Annotated in this window: 14 protein-coding genes; 4 read left to right on the forward strand and 10 right to left on the reverse strand. The window is 66.7% G+C overall.

Annotated elements, in window-relative coordinates:
* Positions 1-37: 37 nt before the first annotated feature.
* The 4 genes from PSEEN_RS21105 to PSEEN_RS21120 form a co-directional block, all read right to left on the reverse strand.
* Positions 38-1,495, reverse strand: coding sequence for an efflux transporter outer membrane subunit (locus PSEEN_RS21105; RefSeq protein ID WP_011535600.1), 1,458 nt, complete (start codon positions 1,493-1,495; stop codon positions 38-40).
* A 116-nt stretch (positions 1,496-1,611) separates the two neighbouring features.
* Complete coding sequence (locus PSEEN_RS21110; RefSeq protein WP_011535601.1) at positions 1,612-2,673, reverse strand: HlyD family secretion protein; 1,062 nt, start codon at positions 2,671-2,673, stop codon at positions 1,612-1,614.
* 28 nt (positions 2,674-2,701) lie between these two features.
* Positions 2,702-4,243 (reverse strand): MFS transporter, encoded by a 1,542-nt coding sequence (locus PSEEN_RS21115; RefSeq protein WP_011535602.1) that lies wholly within the window; start codon positions 4,241-4,243, stop codon positions 2,702-2,704.
* A gap of 279 nt (positions 4,244-4,522) precedes the next feature.
* The gene (locus PSEEN_RS21120; RefSeq protein ID WP_011535603.1) at positions 4,523-5,428 is read right to left on the reverse strand and encodes a LysR family transcriptional regulator; all 906 of its coding nucleotides are present in this window, start codon (positions 5,426-5,428) and stop codon (positions 4,523-4,525) included.
* A gap of 166 nt (positions 5,429-5,594) precedes the next feature.
* Between PSEEN_RS21120 and PSEEN_RS21125 the strand changes: the two genes are divergently transcribed.
* A complete protein-coding gene (locus tag PSEEN_RS21125; protein ID WP_011535604.1) occupies positions 5,595-6,050 on the forward strand; it encodes a universal stress protein in 456 nt (151 codons plus the stop codon).
* Positions 6,051-6,163: 113 nt separating this feature from the next.
* Here PSEEN_RS21125 and PSEEN_RS21130 read toward each other — a convergent pair whose 3' ends face one another.
* Genes PSEEN_RS21130 through PSEEN_RS21145 form a run of 4 tightly spaced genes read right to left on the reverse strand, consistent with a single transcriptional unit; the run spans position 6,164 to position 10,940 of the window.
* Positions 6,164-7,024 carry an efflux RND transporter periplasmic adaptor subunit gene (locus PSEEN_RS21130; RefSeq protein ID WP_011535605.1) on the reverse strand — a complete coding sequence of 287 codons (861 nt, stop codon included), beginning with the start codon at positions 7,022-7,024 and terminating at the stop codon, positions 6,164-6,166.
* Positions 7,025-7,034: 10 nt separating this feature from the next.
* A complete protein-coding gene (locus PSEEN_RS21135; RefSeq protein ID WP_008097766.1) occupies positions 7,035-7,235 on the reverse strand; it encodes a DUF1656 domain-containing protein in 201 nt (66 codons plus the stop codon).
* 4 nt (positions 7,236-7,239) lie between these two features.
* A complete protein-coding gene (locus PSEEN_RS21140; protein ID WP_044488446.1) occupies positions 7,240-9,417 on the reverse strand; it encodes an FUSC family protein in 2,178 nt (725 codons plus the stop codon).
* Positions 9,414-10,940 carry an efflux transporter outer membrane subunit gene (locus PSEEN_RS21145; protein WP_011535607.1) on the reverse strand — a complete coding sequence of 509 codons (1,527 nt, stop codon included), beginning with the start codon at positions 10,938-10,940 and terminating at the stop codon, positions 9,414-9,416. Before PSEEN_RS21145 ends, PSEEN_RS21140 begins: the two co-directional genes overlap by 4 nt.
* Positions 10,941-11,120: 180 nt before the next feature.
* On the opposite strand from PSEEN_RS21145, the gene PSEEN_RS21150 reads away from it, so the two are divergent.
* Both PSEEN_RS21150 and PSEEN_RS21155 read left to right on the forward strand, forming a co-directional pair.
* Positions 11,121-12,068, forward strand: coding sequence for a LysR family transcriptional regulator (locus PSEEN_RS21150; RefSeq protein ID WP_011535608.1), 948 nt, complete (start codon positions 11,121-11,123; stop codon positions 12,066-12,068).
* 222 nt (positions 12,069-12,290) lie between these two features.
* Positions 12,291-13,265 (forward strand): 2-hydroxyacid dehydrogenase, encoded by a 975-nt coding sequence (locus PSEEN_RS21155; RefSeq protein WP_011535609.1) that lies wholly within the window; start codon positions 12,291-12,293, stop codon positions 13,263-13,265.
* A 230-nt stretch (positions 13,266-13,495) separates the two neighbouring features.
* On the opposite strand, the gene PSEEN_RS21160 is transcribed toward PSEEN_RS21155, so the two are convergent.
* Positions 13,496-14,395 (reverse strand): DMT family transporter, encoded by a 900-nt coding sequence (locus tag PSEEN_RS21160; RefSeq protein ID WP_011535610.1) that lies wholly within the window; start codon positions 14,393-14,395, stop codon positions 13,496-13,498.
* 230 nt (positions 14,396-14,625) lie between these two features.
* Here PSEEN_RS21160 and PSEEN_RS21165 point away from each other — a divergent pair, with 230 nt between their 5' ends.
* Positions 14,626-15,501, forward strand: coding sequence for a helix-turn-helix domain-containing protein (locus tag PSEEN_RS21165; RefSeq protein ID WP_011535611.1), 876 nt, complete (start codon positions 14,626-14,628; stop codon positions 15,499-15,501).
* A gap of 114 nt (positions 15,502-15,615) precedes the next feature.
* Here the strand turns inward: PSEEN_RS21165 and PSEEN_RS21170 are convergent, their stop codons facing one another.
* The gene (locus PSEEN_RS21170) at positions 15,616-18,009 is read right to left on the reverse strand and encodes a TonB-dependent siderophore receptor (protein ID WP_011535612.1); all 2,394 of its coding nucleotides are present in this window, start codon (positions 18,007-18,009) and stop codon (positions 15,616-15,618) included.
* Between the last annotated feature and the right edge of the window lie 42 nt (positions 18,010-18,051).

The raw sequence follows: 18,051 nt of genomic DNA on the forward strand, positions 1-18,051 counted from the left end.
GCTGAAGCCGCTCCTACAGAGGTCGTATCAAGCCCGCTTAAACCTGGTCGAAGGCCTGCCAGCCGCCACCCAGCGCCTTGTAAAGCCCCACCAGCGCCTGCGACACCGCCGCCGAGCTGTCGATCCACTGCTCCTCGCTGGCCAGCAGCGCCGACTGCACCGTCAGCACGTTGAGAAAGTCCACCGCCCCTTCCATGTACTGGCGCTGCGCGGTCTCCAGCGCAATGCGGTTCTGCCGCACCGCCTCGGCCAGGTGATCCCGACGCAACTGGCTGGCGTTGTACAGCCGCAGCACATCGTCGATTTCATGCCAGGCGCCGAGCACCACCTTGCGGTAGTTCAGTGCCGCCTCCTGCTGCTGCGCCTCGCGCAACTCCAGCGTGCCCTTGAGCCGCCCGCCTTCGAAGATCGGCAGCGACAGCTGCGGCCCGAAGGCGAACCTTCGCGAATCCCAGGCGCCGAAATCGGACAACTGCATGGCCTGGAAACCAACGCTGCCGGACAACCGGATGCTCGGGTAGAAATCAGCCTTGGCCACGCCGATGCTGGCCGTGGCCGCGTGCAACCGCGCCTCGGCCTGGCGGATATCCGGCCGGCGTTCGGCCAGTTCCGAGGGCACGCCAATGGCGAACCGCTGCCGAGGCGCAGGCAACTCGCCTGTCGGCAGCAACTCACCCTGCAAGCTGCGTGGCGGTTCGGCGGCCAGCAGGCTCAACGCGTTGATCAGGTCATCGCGGCGGGCTTCGAGCGTCGGCAGGCGCGACTCGATCGAGGCCACCTGGGCGCTGGCCTGGGCCACATCCAAGCGCGTGGCAACGCCTTCGGCCTGACGATCCTCGGACAGTTTCAGGCTGTGCCGGGCGACCTTGAGGTTGTCCTGGGTCACGTCCAGCGTGTGCTGCACCGCACGCAGCTGGATGTAGTTGCCTGCCGTCTCCGACAGCAACGCCAGCAGCACGCCGCGACGGTCGTTCTCGGCGACCTCGACGGTGGCGTCGGCGGCTTCGACCTGACGGCGCACGCGCCCCCACAGGTCCAGCTCCCAGCCGGCCACCAGGTCGCCCTGCCACAGGTTGTACGCCGACTTGCCCGCCTTGCCCGAGGGGTCGTTCAACCCTTCGGCACTGTTGCGCGCACGGCTGTAGCCGGCGTTCGCATCCACCGATGGCGCCTCGTCGGCGGCCACGGTGCTGCGCAGGGCGCGGCTCTGCAGCAGGCGCGCGCTGGCCATGCGCAGGTCGAGGTTGCGCTCGGTGACTTTCTGGATCAGTGCGCTCAGCCGTGGGTCGTGAAAACTGTCCCACCAGCGTAGCTCCAACGGCTCGGCTACCGGCTGACTGGCCGCAGCCTCGCCTTGCAGCGAGGCCCAGTCCTGAGGCGCTTCGCTGGCCGGGCTCTGGAAGTCCGGTCCGAGGGTGCAGCCCGCAAGCAATACGGCCAACAACACGGGACTCAGGCGTATAGCTGGGGCCGCTGCGCGCCCCTTTCGCGACACAAGGCCGCTCCTACAGGTAACCGCGATCCTCTGTGGGAGCGGCCTTGTGTCGCGAAAGGGCTGCGCAGCAGCCCCAACGGTCTCAGGATGTTCAGACGCTCCGACAAGTTGGGCATTCATCGCGCAGTCACCTCTTTACCGGCCAGCCTATCGCCCTGGGTGTCGATGGTCGCCTCCACCGACATGCCCACGCGCAGGCGTTCGCGCAGCGGCTGGCCGTCATCGAAGACGATCTTCACCGGAATGCGCTGCACCACCTTGGTGAAGTTGCCGGTGGCGTTGTCCGGTTTCACCGCGGCAAAGGTCACGCCGGTAGCCGGGGCGATACTCTCGACATGCCCCTGGAGTTTCTCGCCGGAGAAGGTATCGACCGTGATGCTCACCGGCTGGCCCGGCTGCACATGGGTCAGCTGGGTTTCCTGGAAGTTGCCGACGATGTAGGCGCGGGCCAGCGGCACCACCGACAACAGGCGCGCCCCCGGATTGACGTAGGCACCGACGCGCAAGGCGCGCTCGCCGACCATGCCGTCCACCGGTGCGGTGATGCGGGTGTAGGAAAGGTCCAGCTGGGCTTTTTCCAACCCCGCCTCGGCCCGCTTGAGCTGCCCGTCGGCGCTGGCCACCTGCGCCTGGAGAATGTCCACCTGCTTGCGCGTGGCCACCAGCGCCGCCTGGGTGTTGGCCAGGCGCGCGCGGGCCTGGTCGACCCGGCTGCGCGCCTGCTGGGCGTTCTGCACGGTGCCGGCGCCCTGCTCGGCCAGGCGGCTGTAGCGGGTCACCTCGTGGTCGGCGAAGGCCGCCTCGGCCTGGGCCGCCTTCACCGCGGCCTCGGCCTGGGCGATCAGCGCGGCCTGGCGCTCGAGGGTGGCGCGGGCATCCAGGCTCTGGGCCTTGGCCACCAGCAACTGGGCCTGGGCGGCGTCGAGGGCGGCCTGGTAGTCGCGCGCATCGATGGTCGCCAGCAATTGGCCAGCCTTCACCTGCTGGTTGTCTTCCACCAGCACTTCCTTGACGAAGCCGGCGACTTTGGGCGCGACCACGGTGTAGTCAGCAGTCACGTAGGCGTCGTTGGTGCTTTGCCGATGATCGCTGCCGAACAGCCAGGGCCCGAGGGTGGCGGCCAGCACGGCCACGGCGAGCACCGAGCCGATGAGGAGTGTCTTGCGCTTGTTGGTCATTTTCGGTTTCTCGAATTCAGCCACGGGCTCAGGCCACCGCGCGCGGTGGGTAGATCCGGGTAGGCACGAAGGGGATCAGGCAGATCAGGGCGATGGCGAAGCACGCCATCACCAGGTACAGGTCGGCCGAGGTCAGCACCAGGGCCTGTTCATGAATGCGCTTGGCCAGGCCAGCGGCGTTGTCGTCGACCAAGGGCGCGTTGCCCAGGCTGTCGACCAGGTGGTTGGAATGGAAATGCCGGCGCACGGTGCCCAGGGCATCGAGCAGGCCACCGGCGATCACCGCCGACAGGCCCTTGACCGTGTTGAACCAGGCGGAGGCGAACGGGCCTTCCTGCGGGGTCATGCCGTTGGTGGAGAGCATCAGCAGCGGCAGCACCGCCATCGGCTGGCCGAATACCTGCAGCAGGTAGAACGGGTAGAAATCGCCACGGATCCACTGCGAGGTCAGCAGGCTGCTGCCCACGCACGAGGCCGCCAGCATCGCCAGGCCGCAGGCCAGCACCCAGCGGCAGTCCACCGCGCGGATGTTGCATAGCGCCGCGGTCAACGGCAAAGCAATCAGCTGCGGCATGGCCACCAGCATCATCAGCGGGCTGGTCTGCGCCGGACGATAGCCCTGGATCTGCGCCAGGTACGCCGAAGGGATGCTGCCCACACCCGACAGCACGATCAGCACGCCGGCCAGGGTCAGCAGGGCGAAGCTCAAGTTGCGCCGGGTCAGCATGCGCAGTTGGAAGAACGGCAGCGGCTCGGACCATTCGTTGTACAGGAACAGCACCAGCAACAGCAGGCCACCGCCGAGCAGCCAGCAGATCAATGGCGAGTCGAACCAGCCCCAGCGGTCACCCAGCGACAGCCCGAGGACGATGCCGCTGATCGCCGGCAGGCCGAGCAGCACGCCACGCCAGTCGAACTGCTGGAAGCGCTCCAGGCGCAGCGGGTCCTGGGGCAGGCCCCAGCCGACGCAGAAAATCGCCAGCAGCGACGGCAGGATGATCTGCCAGAACGCCCACTGCCAACCGACGTACTCGGTCCAAAGGCCCGCCAGCGGCGTGCCCAGGTTGGGCCCGAAGGTGGCGGTCAGGGCATAGCAGGCCAGGCCGTAGACCTTGATGCCTGGTGGCAGGAAACGCAGCGCCACGCTCATCAGCATGGGTGGCAGGGCGCCCGAGGCGAAGCCTTGCAGCACGCGCAGCAGCATCAGGCTGTGCAGGTCGGGGGCGAACGGCTGGATCAGGCCCAGCACGGCGAACAGGCCAACGGCGCTCATGGTGAAGCGGCGCAGCGAGAAGGTGGTGGCCAGCCAGGGGGCGAAGGCCATGGCCGAGACCGAGGCGGCGCTGTACACCGCCAGCAGCCAGGCGCCCTCGTCGGCGCCGATGCCCATGGCGCCACGGATGTCGCCCAGGGAAATCTTGGTCACCGCCTCGTTGAGCCCGGCGCACAGCACCGCCAGCAGCACGCCGAACAGCCCGACCACCACCCGCAGGCCGAATGCCGTCTGCGCAGGGGCGGCCGGCGCGGGGGCGGCGGCCAGCGCGGCGGAAGGCGCGGTCAGGGAACTCATGGATAGACATCTCCAGCAACAAATTCAGGGCTGGGGAAAGTCTAAGAAGGTCGAATGCTGACGAAAACTGACTTGTTGGCAGGTTTATGTTGCGTCAGACGCAATCATCAGGCTATCTGCGGTGCCTTGCACGATCCCTGTAGGAGCGGTTTTAGCCGCGAAAGGGCCGCAACGCGGCCCCGGAGATCTTTGCATCAACGCTGAAATCCTGGGGCTGCTATGCAGCCCTTTCGCGGCTAAAACCGCTCCTACAGGGCCCTGCAAGTCTCAAGTGATACGTTAAGGCTCACCCGCGCAGCAGGCGCGCATGGTCTGGCGCAACCAGCGGTGCGCCGGGTCGTTGTCGAAGCGCGGGTGCCAGGCCTGCATCACCCGCACCCTCTCCAACGGCACCGGAATCTCGAACGCGCGCAGCGGCAGGCCGAACTTGGTCACGCTGCCGAGGATGTTCGCTGGCATCGGCAGGATCAGATCCGACTCGGGCAGCGAGAACATCGCCGAGTGGAAACTCGGCGTGATCAACGCCACCCGCCGCTGCACGCCATGGCTGCCCAGCTCCACGTCGATCGGCCCGTTGGCCCGTCCCCGGCGCGACACGCTGATCTGGGGGTACCGGGCAAAACGCTCTGGGGTGATGGCGTCGTCGAAGATCGGGTGGTCCGCCCGTGCCAGCCCGACGAACCAGGTGTCGAACAAGCTCTGCACCTTGATTTCCGGCCCCAGCTCGACGCTCGAACTGACCACCAGGTCGATCTGGCCATGGCGCAATACCAGGTCGTCGTCGCCCTGGTGCTCGGGGACGAAGCGCAGCACGGTATTCGGTGCCTGGGCCAGCATCATGTGCAGCAGGCGAGCGCCGTAGAGGGCGATGAACAGATCGTTGGTGCGGATGTTGAAAGCGCGGTCGAGGTTGGGCAGGTCGACCTCGTCGCCGCTGCGAAACACCAAACCTGCCTGCTCCACCAACGCCCGCACCTGATCGCGCAGGGCCAGCGCCCGGGGCGTCGGCACCAGGCCCCGGCCGGCACGCACCAGGATCGGGTCGCCCATGGCCTCGCGGATGCGCCCGAGGGTGCGGCTCATGGCCGCCGGGCTCAGGTTCATGCGCTGGGCGGCGCCGACCACGCTGCCCTCGTCGAGCAGGGCATCGAGGGCGACGAGCAGGTTCATGTCCGGGAGTTGCATGGCCGTTTTCCGTGACAGCTGTGGGAAACGCGATGGTATCAGGTTGGTGGATTGCGTCAGACGCAATGGCACCGTGCGTGGAGGGCCATTTATTCGAGCGTGGAATGCATCAAGAATGGCGTAGCCCTTCAAGGGCAAGCCCGCCAGCCCTGTTCAAGGAACCCCCATGCCCCGCCCGGTCCTGATCGCCATCGACGCCTCTCCCACCAGCCACACCCTGCTTGACCTCGCCCGCCGCTACTGCCGCCCGGGCGAACACACCCTGCACGTGCTGCTGGCCATCGACGCGACCTTCGCCGTGCACGACCACCCCAGTGCCTATACCGAAGAGGAGCAGGAAGAGTACCCCGCCGCCTGCGATGAACAGCAACTGGCCGAACGCGCGGTGGCAAGCGCCGTGCACTCCCTGCGCGAAGCCGGGTTCGACAGCCTGGGCTGCCTGGTTGCCGCTCAGCCGGTGGAGGCCATTGTCGCCAAGGCGCGGGAGCTGGAGTGCGAGCTGGTCATCATGGGCCACCGCCACCTGTCGCGGCTGGGGCGGCTGCTGGATCCATCGATCAGTGCCAAGGTAATCGACCGGGTCGATGTACCCGTGTTGGTAGGTGCCGCCATTCGCGCCTGACCACGATCCCTGTAGGAGCCAGCTTGCTGGCGAACAGCCCGCGCACAGATCCATGGCCTGCATTGGCCCGGGTTCGCCAGCAAGCTGGCTCCTACAGGGGATCGCGGTCGGCATCAGCCCTCGCTTGGCTTGACTACCACCGTGCAGGTGGTCCCGGCCGCGAGCAGGAACCCCTCCGGCACCTCGTCGATGTGAATCCGCACCGGCACCCGCTGCGCCAGCCGCACCCAGTTGAAGGTCGGGTTAACATCGGCGATCAGCTCGCGGCTCTGCGGGTTGTCGCGGTCATAGATGCCCCGGGCGATGCTCTCCACATGCCCCTTGATCCGCTCGCCGCTCATCATCTGCAACTCGGCCACATCACCCACTTTCACATGGGGCAACTTGGTCTCTTCGAAGAAGCCATACACCCAGAACGACTGTTCATCCACCACCGCCATCACCGCCTCGCCGGTGCGGGCGTAATCGCCCTTGTGGATGTTCAGGTTGGTTACATAACCATCGACGGTAGCGACGATCTGCGTGCGCTTGAGGTTCAGCTCGGCGGCGGCCAGCTGGGCCTGGGCGTGCTGGTAGTCGGCCAACGCCGAATCGGCGATGTTGCTGGCGTCGTCGCGGTTCTCTTTCGAGATCACCAGGTTGTCCATATCGGCGCGGCGCTTGGCGTTGACCTTGCGCATCTCCCAGGAGGCCTTGCGCGAGGCCACCAGCGCCTTGGCCTGGTCCACCGCCAGCTGGTAGTGCTCGGGGTCGATGCGGATCAGCACGTCGCCCTTCTTCACCCGCTGGTTGTCCTTGACCGGCACATCCACCACGTAGCCCGGCACATCGGCGGCCACGTTGATGATGTCAGCGCGCACCCGGCCGTCGCGGGTCCACGGCGTGGTCATGTAGTGCAGCCACAACTGGCGGCCGATCACCACGGCAGCGGTGAGCACCAGCAAGGTGGCAATCAGGCTGAAGAACTTTTTCATCGAGGGTTTCTCACCAGTAGAGCGACAGCGCCAAGGCGCCGAACAGGCAGACAAACAGGCTCAGGCGCAGCAGCGCCGGGTGCCAGAAGAAGCGGTAGCCATCATGGCTGGCGATGAACCGGTCCAGGCCCCAGGCCAGGCCCAGGGCGAACAGGAACATCAAGGTCATGGTGGGCATGTACACGCCATGGAAGGCGATCTCACGGGGCATGGTTTCACGGAGCATCGTGTAATCCTTTCGCCGGTGCCAGCGGCGACTGTGGGTCAAGCAGGGAGGAACGGATGAAGTGCAGGTAGCTCTGCGCCCGGCGCAGCACCGAGGTGTCGAAGTGCCGGGCGAACGGTTCGTCGGTGGCCTGCACGCGGCTGATGGCGTGGTCCACCGCCACCAGGGCGCGCTCGTGGTTGCTGGCGCTGGGTTGCAGGAACAATCGCGCCAGGGCCCGGCCCATTACGCGGATGGCCTGGCGCCACGGCTGCGACTCGGCGTAGGCCGGGTGCACCGGCGCACGGGCCTGCTCCTTGCGCAGCTCGATGATGGCGTGGCCGATCTCCAGCACGGTGAACATCCAGCCCATCAGCTCGCTCTGCACCTGCGGCTTGCCGGCAGCCAGGCCATAGGCCTGGTGCAGCAGGTCGCGGGTACGGCTCTCGAAGGCCGAGCCCAGCCCACGCAAGCGCCCGCCGATGGCGAACAGCACCTGCTCGCGCAGTTCCTGCTCCAGGCGGCTCCACAGCCAGCGGCTGTTCGGCGGCAGGATGATCGCCCCGGCCGCGGCGCAGACGAACATGCCGATGACCATGCCGATGTAGTCGTTGATGAAGGTGTAGGGGTCGTAGACCGTCAGGTTGTTCGGCACCGAACCGATGGCGAAGAACACCAGCAGGCCCAGGCCGTAGCCGGCATAGGCCGGGCGCGAGGCGAGAAACGCGCCGAGCACGAACACCGGCGCCAGCACCATGCACAGCAGCGGGAAGCCGTCGATCCAGGGGAACACGAAGAAGGTCTCGAAGAACCCGATGAACGCGCCGATCGCCGTGCCGCAGGCCATCTGGAACGACATGCGCTTGGGGTTCGGCGAGGCCGCCGACAGGCCCACGGTGACCGTGGCGATCAGGGTCATCATGGCGCCGCTGGGCCAGTCGCTGAGCAGCCAGTAGCTGCCCAGCAACAGCAGCACCGCCGAGGCGCGCACGCCGGCGGCCAGCGGCACCAACCAGCTGGTCTGGGCCACGTAGGGTTCGTCCCACTGTTCGCGCTCGTGCTTGTGCACGGCCAGCGAGGCATGGGTCTCGGCGTAGCTGTACATCTCGTCGACGAAGCGATAGAGCAGCTCGAAGGCGGTGTGGAAATCGAGCAGGTCGGACTCGCTCGGGTTGGTCTCCAGGTACTCGGCGCGCAGGCTGCGCACCTGGGCCTGCAGGCCTTCCTTGTAGGTGCCCAGCTCCAGCGCCAGGCGCAAGGCGTCGGCATCGGTCAAGGCCCGGCCCACGTAGGGCTGCAGCAACTGCGCCAGGGTTTCCAGGCCAGGCTCGATGGCGCCGACGATCTGCAACGGGCCACGGGCGCGCAGGCGTTCGAGCAACCGGTGCAAGGCGTTGAAGCGCGTGGTGATGGCCATGAACTCGCTGTTCATGCGCACCAGGCGGCCGGAGCGCCGGCGCATGTGCGGGTCTTCGAAGGCAGTGACGTTGCGCAGGCTCTCCAGGCCCACCGCCTCGGCGACGAAGCGCACGTTGCTGGTCTCGAAGCGGTCGCGCTGGCTGTCGCCGCGCAGGGCCTCGACCACCACCCCGGCGAACACGCCGAAGCGCTGGTACAGGGCATTGCGCATGGCGGCACTGGCCGACTGCGGCAGGATCGAGGCGCTGACGAAGGTCGAGACCAGAATCCCCAGGGCGATCTCCAGCACCCGCCACACCGCCGCCATGAACGCCTGGTCGGGGTGCTGCAGCACCGGCAGGCCGATCATCGCCGCCGTATAACCCGCCAGCACGAAGCCATAGGCGCGGAAGGTGCGGTAGCGCATGGCCCCCGCCGAACACAAGCCCACCCACAGCGCCAGGCTGGGCAGGAACAGCTCGGTGTTCTGCGGGAAGATGGCGATCAGCGCGATCATCATCGCCGAGCCGGCCAGGGTGCCCAGCACCCGGTAGAAGCTCTTGGCGAACACATGGCCGCTCTGCGGCTGCATGACGATGAACACAGTGATCATCGCTGTGCGCGGCTGCGGCAGTTCCAGGCGCATGGCCAGCCACAGGGTGATGAACGCTGCGGCCAGCACCTTGAAGATATAGACCCAGGTGACCCCATCGGTGCGCGCCCAGGCGAAGAAGCCCCGGCGCCATTCCAGGCTCTGCAGCCAGCGCAGGGGCAAGCTCAGTGTGCTCATTCGGCGTGGTCCGGCTGGTCGAAGATGGCCAGGGTGGCCGGTGTTTTCGGTGCGGCCTGGCGGTCTTCGTCCGGCACATCCTTGCCCGCCTCCAGGCCGCCGCCCAGAGCGGTGACCAGCTCGGCGTGGGCGGTCAGGCGCGCGGCCTGCACCTGTTGCTGCACTTGCTGTTGGCGGAACAGCAGGGTCTGGGCATTGAGCACGTTGAGGTAGTCGGTCAGCCCACGCTGGAAGGCGACGGTGGCGATGTCGTAGGTCTTCTGCGCGGCGGCCACGCTTTCAGCGGCGAAGTGCGCCTGCTCCTTCATCGACTCGCGGCGGATCAACTGGTCGGAGATGTTCTTCAGCGCGCCGATCACCGTCTGGTTGTAGCGCGCCACGGCCACGTCATAGCCGGCCGAGGCCACGCCCAATTGCGAGCGCAGGCGACCGCCGTCGAAGATCGGCAGGCTGATGGCCGGCCCCACGTTGTAGTTGAACTTGCGCCCGGTGAGGAACTCCAGCGGGCCGCCGCCAGTGGCCATGAAGCCGAGGCTGCCGACCAGGTCGACGTTGGGGAAGAAGCCGGCGTGGGCCACATCGATGCCACGGGCCTGGGCCGCCACCTGCCAGCGGCTGGCGACCACGTCCGGGCGCTGGCCGACCAGTTCGGCGGGCAGGTTCGACGGCAGCGCAAGCGGCGCGCCGAGGGTCAGGGTCGGGCGTTGCAGCTTCGCGCCCTCCCCCGGCCCCTTGCCGGCCAGGGCCGCCAGCTGGTTGCGGGTCAGGGCGATCTCTTCGTTGAGGCTGTCGATCTGCCGGTGGGTTTCCGGCAGCGGTGCCTCGGCCTGGCTGACTTCGAAATGGGTACCGATGCCACCGTCGAGGCGGCGCTTGGCCAGGGCGACGATCTGCTCCTGCTGCGCAAGCTCGGCCTGGACGATATCGCGCCGGGCGTAATGCAGGCTGAGCTGGATGTAGGCGCGCACCACATTGTTCTCAAGCTCCAGCTGGGCCTGGCGCGCCTCGGCGACGCTCATGTGCGCCTGGTCCACGGCCTGCTCGCTGGCATTGCGCTCGCGGCCCCACAGGTCCAGCGCGTAGCTGAAGCCAATGGCGGCGTTGTTGTCCCAGGTGTTGGCGCCGGACAGCGCGCCGGGGCCGTAGAACTGATCCTCCGGCCAGTTGTGGCGCTTGAGCGTGGCATTGCCGTTGGCCTGGAGCTTTTCCGCCGACTCGACCACGCCGGCCATCGCCTTGGCTTCACGCACCCGCGCGGCGGCCATGGCCAGGCTCGGGCTGCCGGCCAGCGCCTGGGCGACCCAGGCGTCGAGCTGCGGGTCGCCATAGGCGCGCCACCATTGCTGGGCCGGCCAGTGGGCGTCGCGCGCGGCCTCGCGGATCGCGTCGTCGGTGGTCAGTTGGTTGGCTTGGAGTGTCTTGCTTTGCGGGGCGATGCCCCAGGTTCCGATACAGCCGCTCAAGGTGAGACAAAGGGCACAGGCACTGAACGCATGGAGCGCTCTGATGTGGCGACGCGGCACAGCTGCGATTTCCCGAGGAAGAGGTGGAGGGGCCGGGCAATTCTAGGGGCGGGTTTCATTGGCGATAAGCGTATATTCCTGCGAATCTTTGTTACCAAAACAGCGATAATCCGGCTTTAGTCGGAGGCGAAACTCCGTTACTTCATGTCACAATTTTGTCCTCTAAACCGAGAGTGACCCATGGACACCCTGCAAAACATGCGTGCTTTCAGTTGCGTGGCCCAGCTCGGCAGCTTCACCGCTGCCGCGGCGCAACTGGACACCACCACCGCGAACGTGTCGCGGGCGGTCTCCAACCTGGAAGCCCATCTGCAAACCCGCCTGCTCAACCGCACCACCCGGCGCATCGCGCTGACCGAGGCCGGCAAGCGCTACCTGATGCGCTGTGAACAGATTCTTACCTACGTGGAAGAAGCCGAGGCCGAGGCCAGCGACGCCCACGCCCGCCCTGCCGGGCAGTTGAAGGTGCATTCGATGACCGGCGTCGGCCAGCACTTCGTGGTCGACGCCATCGCCCGCTACCGCGAGTCGCACCCGGACGTCACCTTCGACCTGACCATGGCCAACCGCGTGCCCGACCTGCTGGACGAGGGCTACGACGTGTCCATTGTGCTGGCCAGCGAACTGCCTGACTCGGGCTTCGTCTCCCAGCGCCTGGGCATCACCTACAGCATCGTCTGCGCCTCGCCCGAGTACGTGGCCCGCCACGGCACCGCGCACAAGCCGGCCGATCTGCTCAAGCACGCCTGCCTGCGCATGGTCAGCCCGGTGATCCCGCTGGAGAAGTGGCTGTTCGACGGGCCGGAAGGCCAGGAGATGGTCAACATCACCAGCTCGCCGTTCCAGGTGAACTCGGCGGACGCGATGAAGACCGCGATTCGCAGCAGCATGGGGGTCGGTGTGCTGCCGATCTACTCGGCCATCGACGGCCTGCGCGACGGCAGCCTGGTGCGGATCATGCCGGAGTACCGCCTGCAGGAGCTGAACCTGTATGCGATCTACCCGTCGCGCCAGTACCTGGATGCCAAGATCAAGACCTGGGTCGAGTACCTGCGCAACTCGCTACCGGAGATTCTTGCCGCCCATGAGGCGGACTTGAAGACCCATCAGGTGCTGATCGCCAACTGAAAAAAGCGGCTGCATTGGGGGTGGGGACAATGGTAGGTTGCTAACCATTGAATCCAGCGTCTGGCAGACAGGGCCATGGGAGGGCTTCGCCCTCCATCGCGGATAAATCCGCTCCTACAGGGGTCGTGCACTTTCTGTAGGAGCGGATTTATCCGCGATGGGCCGCAACGCGGCCCCCTCTGCGCCCGACTCCGTCCTCCCGCCTTGCAGAGAAGCAGCCCGATGAAAAAAACCGTCCTGGCCTTCAGCCGCATCACCCAGGCCTCAGCCGAACGCCTGCAGCAAGACTTCAACGTGATCGTGCCGAACCCCAAGCTCGGCGACATCAACGCCCAGTTCAACGAAGCCCTGCCCGAGGCCCACGGCCTGATCGGCGTGGGCCGCAAGCTCGGCCGCGCGCAGCTCGAAGGCGCGGGCAAGCTGGAGGTGGTGTCCAGCGTCTCGGTGGGCTACGACAATTATGACCTGGACTACTTCAACGAACGCGGCATCGCCCTGACCAACACCCCCGACGTGCTCACCGAAAGCACCGCCGACCTGGGCTTCGCCCTGATCATGGGCTGCGCCCGGCGCACCGCCGAGCTGGACGCCTGGACCAAGGCCGGCCAGTGGCAGGCCACCGTCGGCCCGGCGCACTTCGGCAGCGACGTGCACGGCAAGACCCTGGGCATCGTCGGCCTGGGCAACATCGGCGCGGCCATCGCCCGCCGTGGCCGTTTCGGTTTCAACATGCAGGTGCTGTACACCGGCAACAGCCGCAAGGCCGCGCTGGAGGAGGAGCTGGGCGCGCAGTTCCGCAGCCTGGACGAGTTGCTGGGCGAAGCTGATTTCGTCTGCCTGGTGGTGCCGCTGTCCGACGCCACCCGCAAGCTGATCGGTGCTCGTGAACTGAAGCTGATGAAGCCCAGCGCGTTCCTGGTCAACGTTGCTCGCGGGCCAGTGGTGGACGAGGCGGCGCTGGTCGAGGCGCTACAGAACGGCACGATTCGCGGTGCCGGGCTGGATGTGTACGAGAAGGAGCCGCTGAGCGATTCGCCGCTGTTCAAGCTGCCCAACGCCCTGACCCTGCCGCACATCGGCTCGGCCACCGCCGAGACCCGCGAGGCCATGGCCAACCGGGCGCTGGACAACCTGCGCGCGGCGCTGCTCGGTGAGCGGCCACGGGACCTGGTGAACCCGCAGGTGTGGAAGCACTGAAGCGCGTTCGCCGGCATCTACCGGTTGGCGCGAACTTGTAGGAGCCAGCTTCGCTGGCGAACCGGGGCCAATGCAGGCCTCGGATCTGTGCGCGGCACTGTTCGCCAGCAAAGCTGGCGCCTACAGGGGTATTGCGGTTGACCGGGAGATAGCGATCAGCAGGGCTGCCGTCGGTGCTTGGTCTCCTGGTAGATCCGCCCGATGCACTCGTCCAGGGTGCCATCCGTCATTCAACGTGCCAACGCCACGGCCTCAGTCCTGACCTTGGGCTTGCGAAACACCAGCACATTCCCCGCCATCACCGCCACCAGCCCCAGCAACGCCGGCGCCGTCCACTGGTACCCCTCGGCCACCGCCGATACGTTCAGCGCCACCAACGGGAACAGCACCGTGCAGTACGCTGCCCGCTCCGGCCCCATGCGCCCGACCAGGGTCAGGTAGGCAGTAAAAGCGATCACCGAGCCTGGGATCACCAAGTACAGCAGCGAACCGATATAGCGGGCGTTCCATTCCATGTCGAAGGGAATGCCCTTGACCAGGCAATACACCGCCAGCATCGAGGCGCCGTACACCATGCCCCAGGCATTGGTAGTCATGGGCTTGAGCCCGGCCTTCTGCTGCACGGTGGACAGCATGTTGCCCGCCGAGAAGCACAACGTGCCGAGCAGTCCCAGCCCCAGGCCGTACAAGGTCTCGCGGCTGGCGGCGTGGTGCGACAGCTCTGGCCAGAACAGCAAGCCCAGCCCGAGCAGGCCCAAGGCCCCGCCGGCCAGCACGTTGGCGGCGATGCGCTGGCCGAAGAAGATCCGCGCGTTGATCGCGTTCCACAAGGTGGCGGTGGAGAACACCACGGCGATCAGGCCGGTGGCGACCCACTGGCTGGCGGTGAGGAAGCACATGAAGTTGACGCAGAACAGGCACAACCCCTGGGCCAGGCACACCAGGTGGCCACGGCGGTTCATCGGTTGCAGGCGGCGGGTGAGCAGCAGGAAGGCGAACAGGATCAGCCCGGCCAGGGCGAAGCGGTAGACGATCGACACCGGGATGGCGACCTCGCCCAGCTGCAGTTTCAGGGCGATCCAGGTGGTGCCCCAGATCAGGACGGTGAGCAGGTAGAGCGACAGGTTCATGGAAGTCCTCCGGGTGTTGAGCCAAGGGCCGCGTTGCGGCCTTCGCCGGCAAGCCGGCTCCTACGGGGACGCTGTAGGAGCCGGCTTGCCGGCGAACACCCGAGACGACATGCCCATTGCCAGTCTCCAACGCCCTGCTTGTTCCGGCTTGCACAAACTTGCGCTTTTCCACCCCAGGTAGCTGCCAGCCCGCCCCGCGCGCAGTACGATGGGCACCAGAGGAGTCGCCCATGCCCCCACTCGATCACCTGCAGGTCTTCAACGTCCTGAACGCCTCGCCCCACGCCAAGCTGGAGCTGAGCGCGCACCTGGGCGACGGGCTGGCGGCGGCGTTGTGGAGCAACCGCCACGACGCCCGCGACTACCAGGCCCCCAGCCACCACACCCTGTCCTGCTACATCGCCGAGGGCACCGGCACCTTCCGCCGCCAGCGCCCGGCCGACAAAGGCGCGCCGGACAAACTGTGCGTCATGCCCGCCGGCCACGAGTCGAACTGGGTGATCAACGGCTCGATCCGCCTGGCCCACCTGTACATCAGCGAGGAACAGTTCGCCCTCGGCTGCACCCGCCTGCTCGACCGCGAGCCCCGGGAGATGCAGCTGCGCGAAGAGACCTTCCTCGACGATCCGCAACAGGCCCGGCGCTTCCACCAGCTGATCCACCTGGACTGGGCCGAGCCTGGCGAACGCCTGCTGGCCAGCAGCCTGGCCCACGCCATCATCGACCACGCCGTGTTGCACCAGGCCGGGTTGCGCGAGGGGTTGAAGCTCAAGGGCGGGCTGGCGCCACATCTGCGTCGGCAGTTGGTGGAGTACATCGAGACCCACCTCGACCAGCCATTGACCCTCGGCGAGCTGGCGCTGCGCTGCAACCTCTCCGAATACCACTTTGCCCGGATGTTCCGCGCCAGCTTCGGCCTACCGCCGCATCAGTACCTGTTGGCCAGGCGCCTGCACCGGGCCTGCGAGCTACTGCGCCTGGGCGACCTGCCGCTGGGGCAGGTGGCATTGCTGTGCGGGTTCGCCAGCGCCAGCCACTTCAGCAATCGGTTCCGGCAGGCGCTGGGGGCAACGCCAGGGGACTATCGGGCTGCGTTCGCCGGTTGATCCTGGGGCCGCGTCGCGGCCCTTTCGCGACACAAGGCCGCTCCCACAGGAGATCGCCGTCTTTTGTGGGAGCGGCCTTGTGTCGCGAAAGGACCGCAACGCGGTCCCAGCAATCTAGAACTCGAAGGTACTCGACAGGCTCACCTGCCGCGCATCGCCGATCGCCACGAAATACCGGTTCACCGCCGAGCTGTAGTACACCTTGTCGAACAGGTTCTTCACGTTCAGTTGCAGGCGCACCTTGTGCTCGTCGAGCTTGGTCTCGTAGCTGGCAAAGGCGTCGGCCACGGTGTAGGCCGGCAGTTCGAAATCATTGGTCGGGTTGCCGGCACGCTCACCCACGTAGCGGGCGCCAGCCCCCATGCGCAGGCGATCGCCACCAAACAGGCTGCCATAGTCATACACCGCCGACAGCGAACCACTGTGACGGGCGACGTTCTGCAGACGATTACCCTTCAGGTCCGGGTCCTTGGTCACCTCGGCATCGGTGAACGCATAGGCGCCGATCAGGCTCCAGCGCTCGCTGAGCTGCCCGGCCAGGTCCAGTTCCACACCACGAGAACTGACTTCACCCGCGTTGCTGTACAGCGTTTCGCCGGTGTTGGTATCGAAGTTGGACACCAGCACATTGCGCTTGGTGATATCGAACAGCGCCAGGGTGCCGGAGAGCCGCCCGGGCATGTCGAGCTTGGCCCCCAGCTCCCAGGACTTGCCCTCCTCCGGGGCGACCGACGCGTCCAGCACCAGCCCGCCGGTCAATGGCGCGATGCTGGAGTTGGGCTTGAACGACTCGCTGTAGCTGCCATAGAACGACAGCTGCTCGTCCACCTTGTACACCACGCCCGCGTGGGGCACCCAGGCGCGGTCGCGGGTGTCGGTATTGGCGCTGAACGGGCGGCCACGGCCGGCGTACTGGTCGTACTGTTGCAGGCGCGCGCCCGCCACCAGGATCCAGTGCTCGTCCAGGTGCAGGGCATCCTGGAAGAACAGCGCGTCGGTGCGCAGCTTGTCGGTCTGGTCGCTGTCGCTGGCGCGCACGGTGCTGCCCTCGACTTCACGACCATAGACCGGGTCGAGGTAGCTGAAGGTCGAGCGGCTGGCCTGGCGGATCAAATCGGCGCGGTAGACCTTGCGGTCCTCATGGTCGACCCCCACCAGCAAGTCGTGCTGCATCCCCGCCAGTTGCACACTGCCATTGAGGCTGAAAGTAGCGAACTGGTCGCGGCTCATGGCGCCATGGGTGCCGTCGATGCTGCGAGTGAGCGTGCCACGCGCGTCGTTGACGCCGGTCACGCGCACCTGGCTGGCGTCGTAGGTTTCACGGTTGAAGCTGTAGCCGACATGCAGTTTCCAGTCGTCGGCGAGCTGGTGATCGACCTCCAGGCGGTACAGGTCGGAGCGCCCTTCCATGTCGTTGAACGGCTCGTCCAGGCGGCGCGTGGCGGGGATGTCCAGCGGGTGGTTGGTGCGGTTGCTGATGGCCGTGCCACGGTCGAACGGCGAGAGGAATTCGCGGTGCTCGTAGGCCAGCACCACTTGCGTGTCCTCGCCGTACCAGGCCAGCGACGGCGCAACCAGCGACTCGCGGTGCACGCCGTAGTTGCGCCAGTAGTCTTCGTCCTCATGGTCAACGATCAGCCGGTAGGCGAACGGGCTGTCGCCCAGCGCGCCGGTGCTGTCGAAGCCGCCACCGCTGCCGTTCTTGCCGCTGCCGTAGGTCGAGCCACGCAGCGTGAGGGCGTTGTACTGCTGCAATTGCGGGCGCTTGCTGACCACGTTGATCACCCCGCCCGGGTCCTGGATGCCATACAGCAGCGACGCCGGGCCCTTGAGCACTTCCACCCGCTCGGTACTGGCATTGAGCGCGCGGCCCTGCACCACCGGCATGCCGTCACGCATGATCGAGCCGTCGCGGTTGTCACCAAAGCCGCGCTTCATCACGGTGTCGGCGGTGCCGCCAAAGTTGTTGCCCTGGGTGATGCCGCTGACGTTGTACAACGCGTCATCGAGGTTGCGCGGCGCCTGGTCGCGGATCACCTGGGCGGGCACCACGTTGATCGCCTGGGGGATGTCCAGGGTCGAACCCTGGCCGCGCATGATCGAGGCGCTGGCCGGGGGTTGGTAGCTGTAGTCATCCATCTGCGAGTTGATGGTGGTGGCCTGCAGGTTCAGCGCACCGGACGTGTCGACCGGTTCCAGGGTCAGGGTGCGGGCGTCGAGGCGGCGCCAGGCCAGGCCAGCATTGCCCAGCAGTTGCTGCAGGGCCTGCTCGGCGCTGAACGTGCCATTGAGCGCGGGCGCCTGTTGCTGCGGCAGTTCCAGGGTGTAGACCACGCTTTGCCCGGTGACCCGGCTGAAGGCATTGAGCGCCTGGGCCAGCGGCTGGCTCGGCTGGGCGAAGGCATAGGCCTGGCGCTGCTGCTCGGCCAGGGCCTGGGGTGCCAGGGCCAGGGCGGGCAAGGTGCAAAGGCCGAACCAGAGAGGAACGCAACGCGGGGTGAACTTCATGGACGCTGACCTGTGAGAGGGGTAAACATTTGCGAATGAATC

Origin of the sequence: Pseudomonas entomophila L48 (assembly GCF_000026105.1) — a bacterium.
GTDB classification, from domain to species: domain Bacteria; phylum Pseudomonadota; class Gammaproteobacteria; order Pseudomonadales; family Pseudomonadaceae; genus Aquipseudomonas; species Aquipseudomonas entomophila.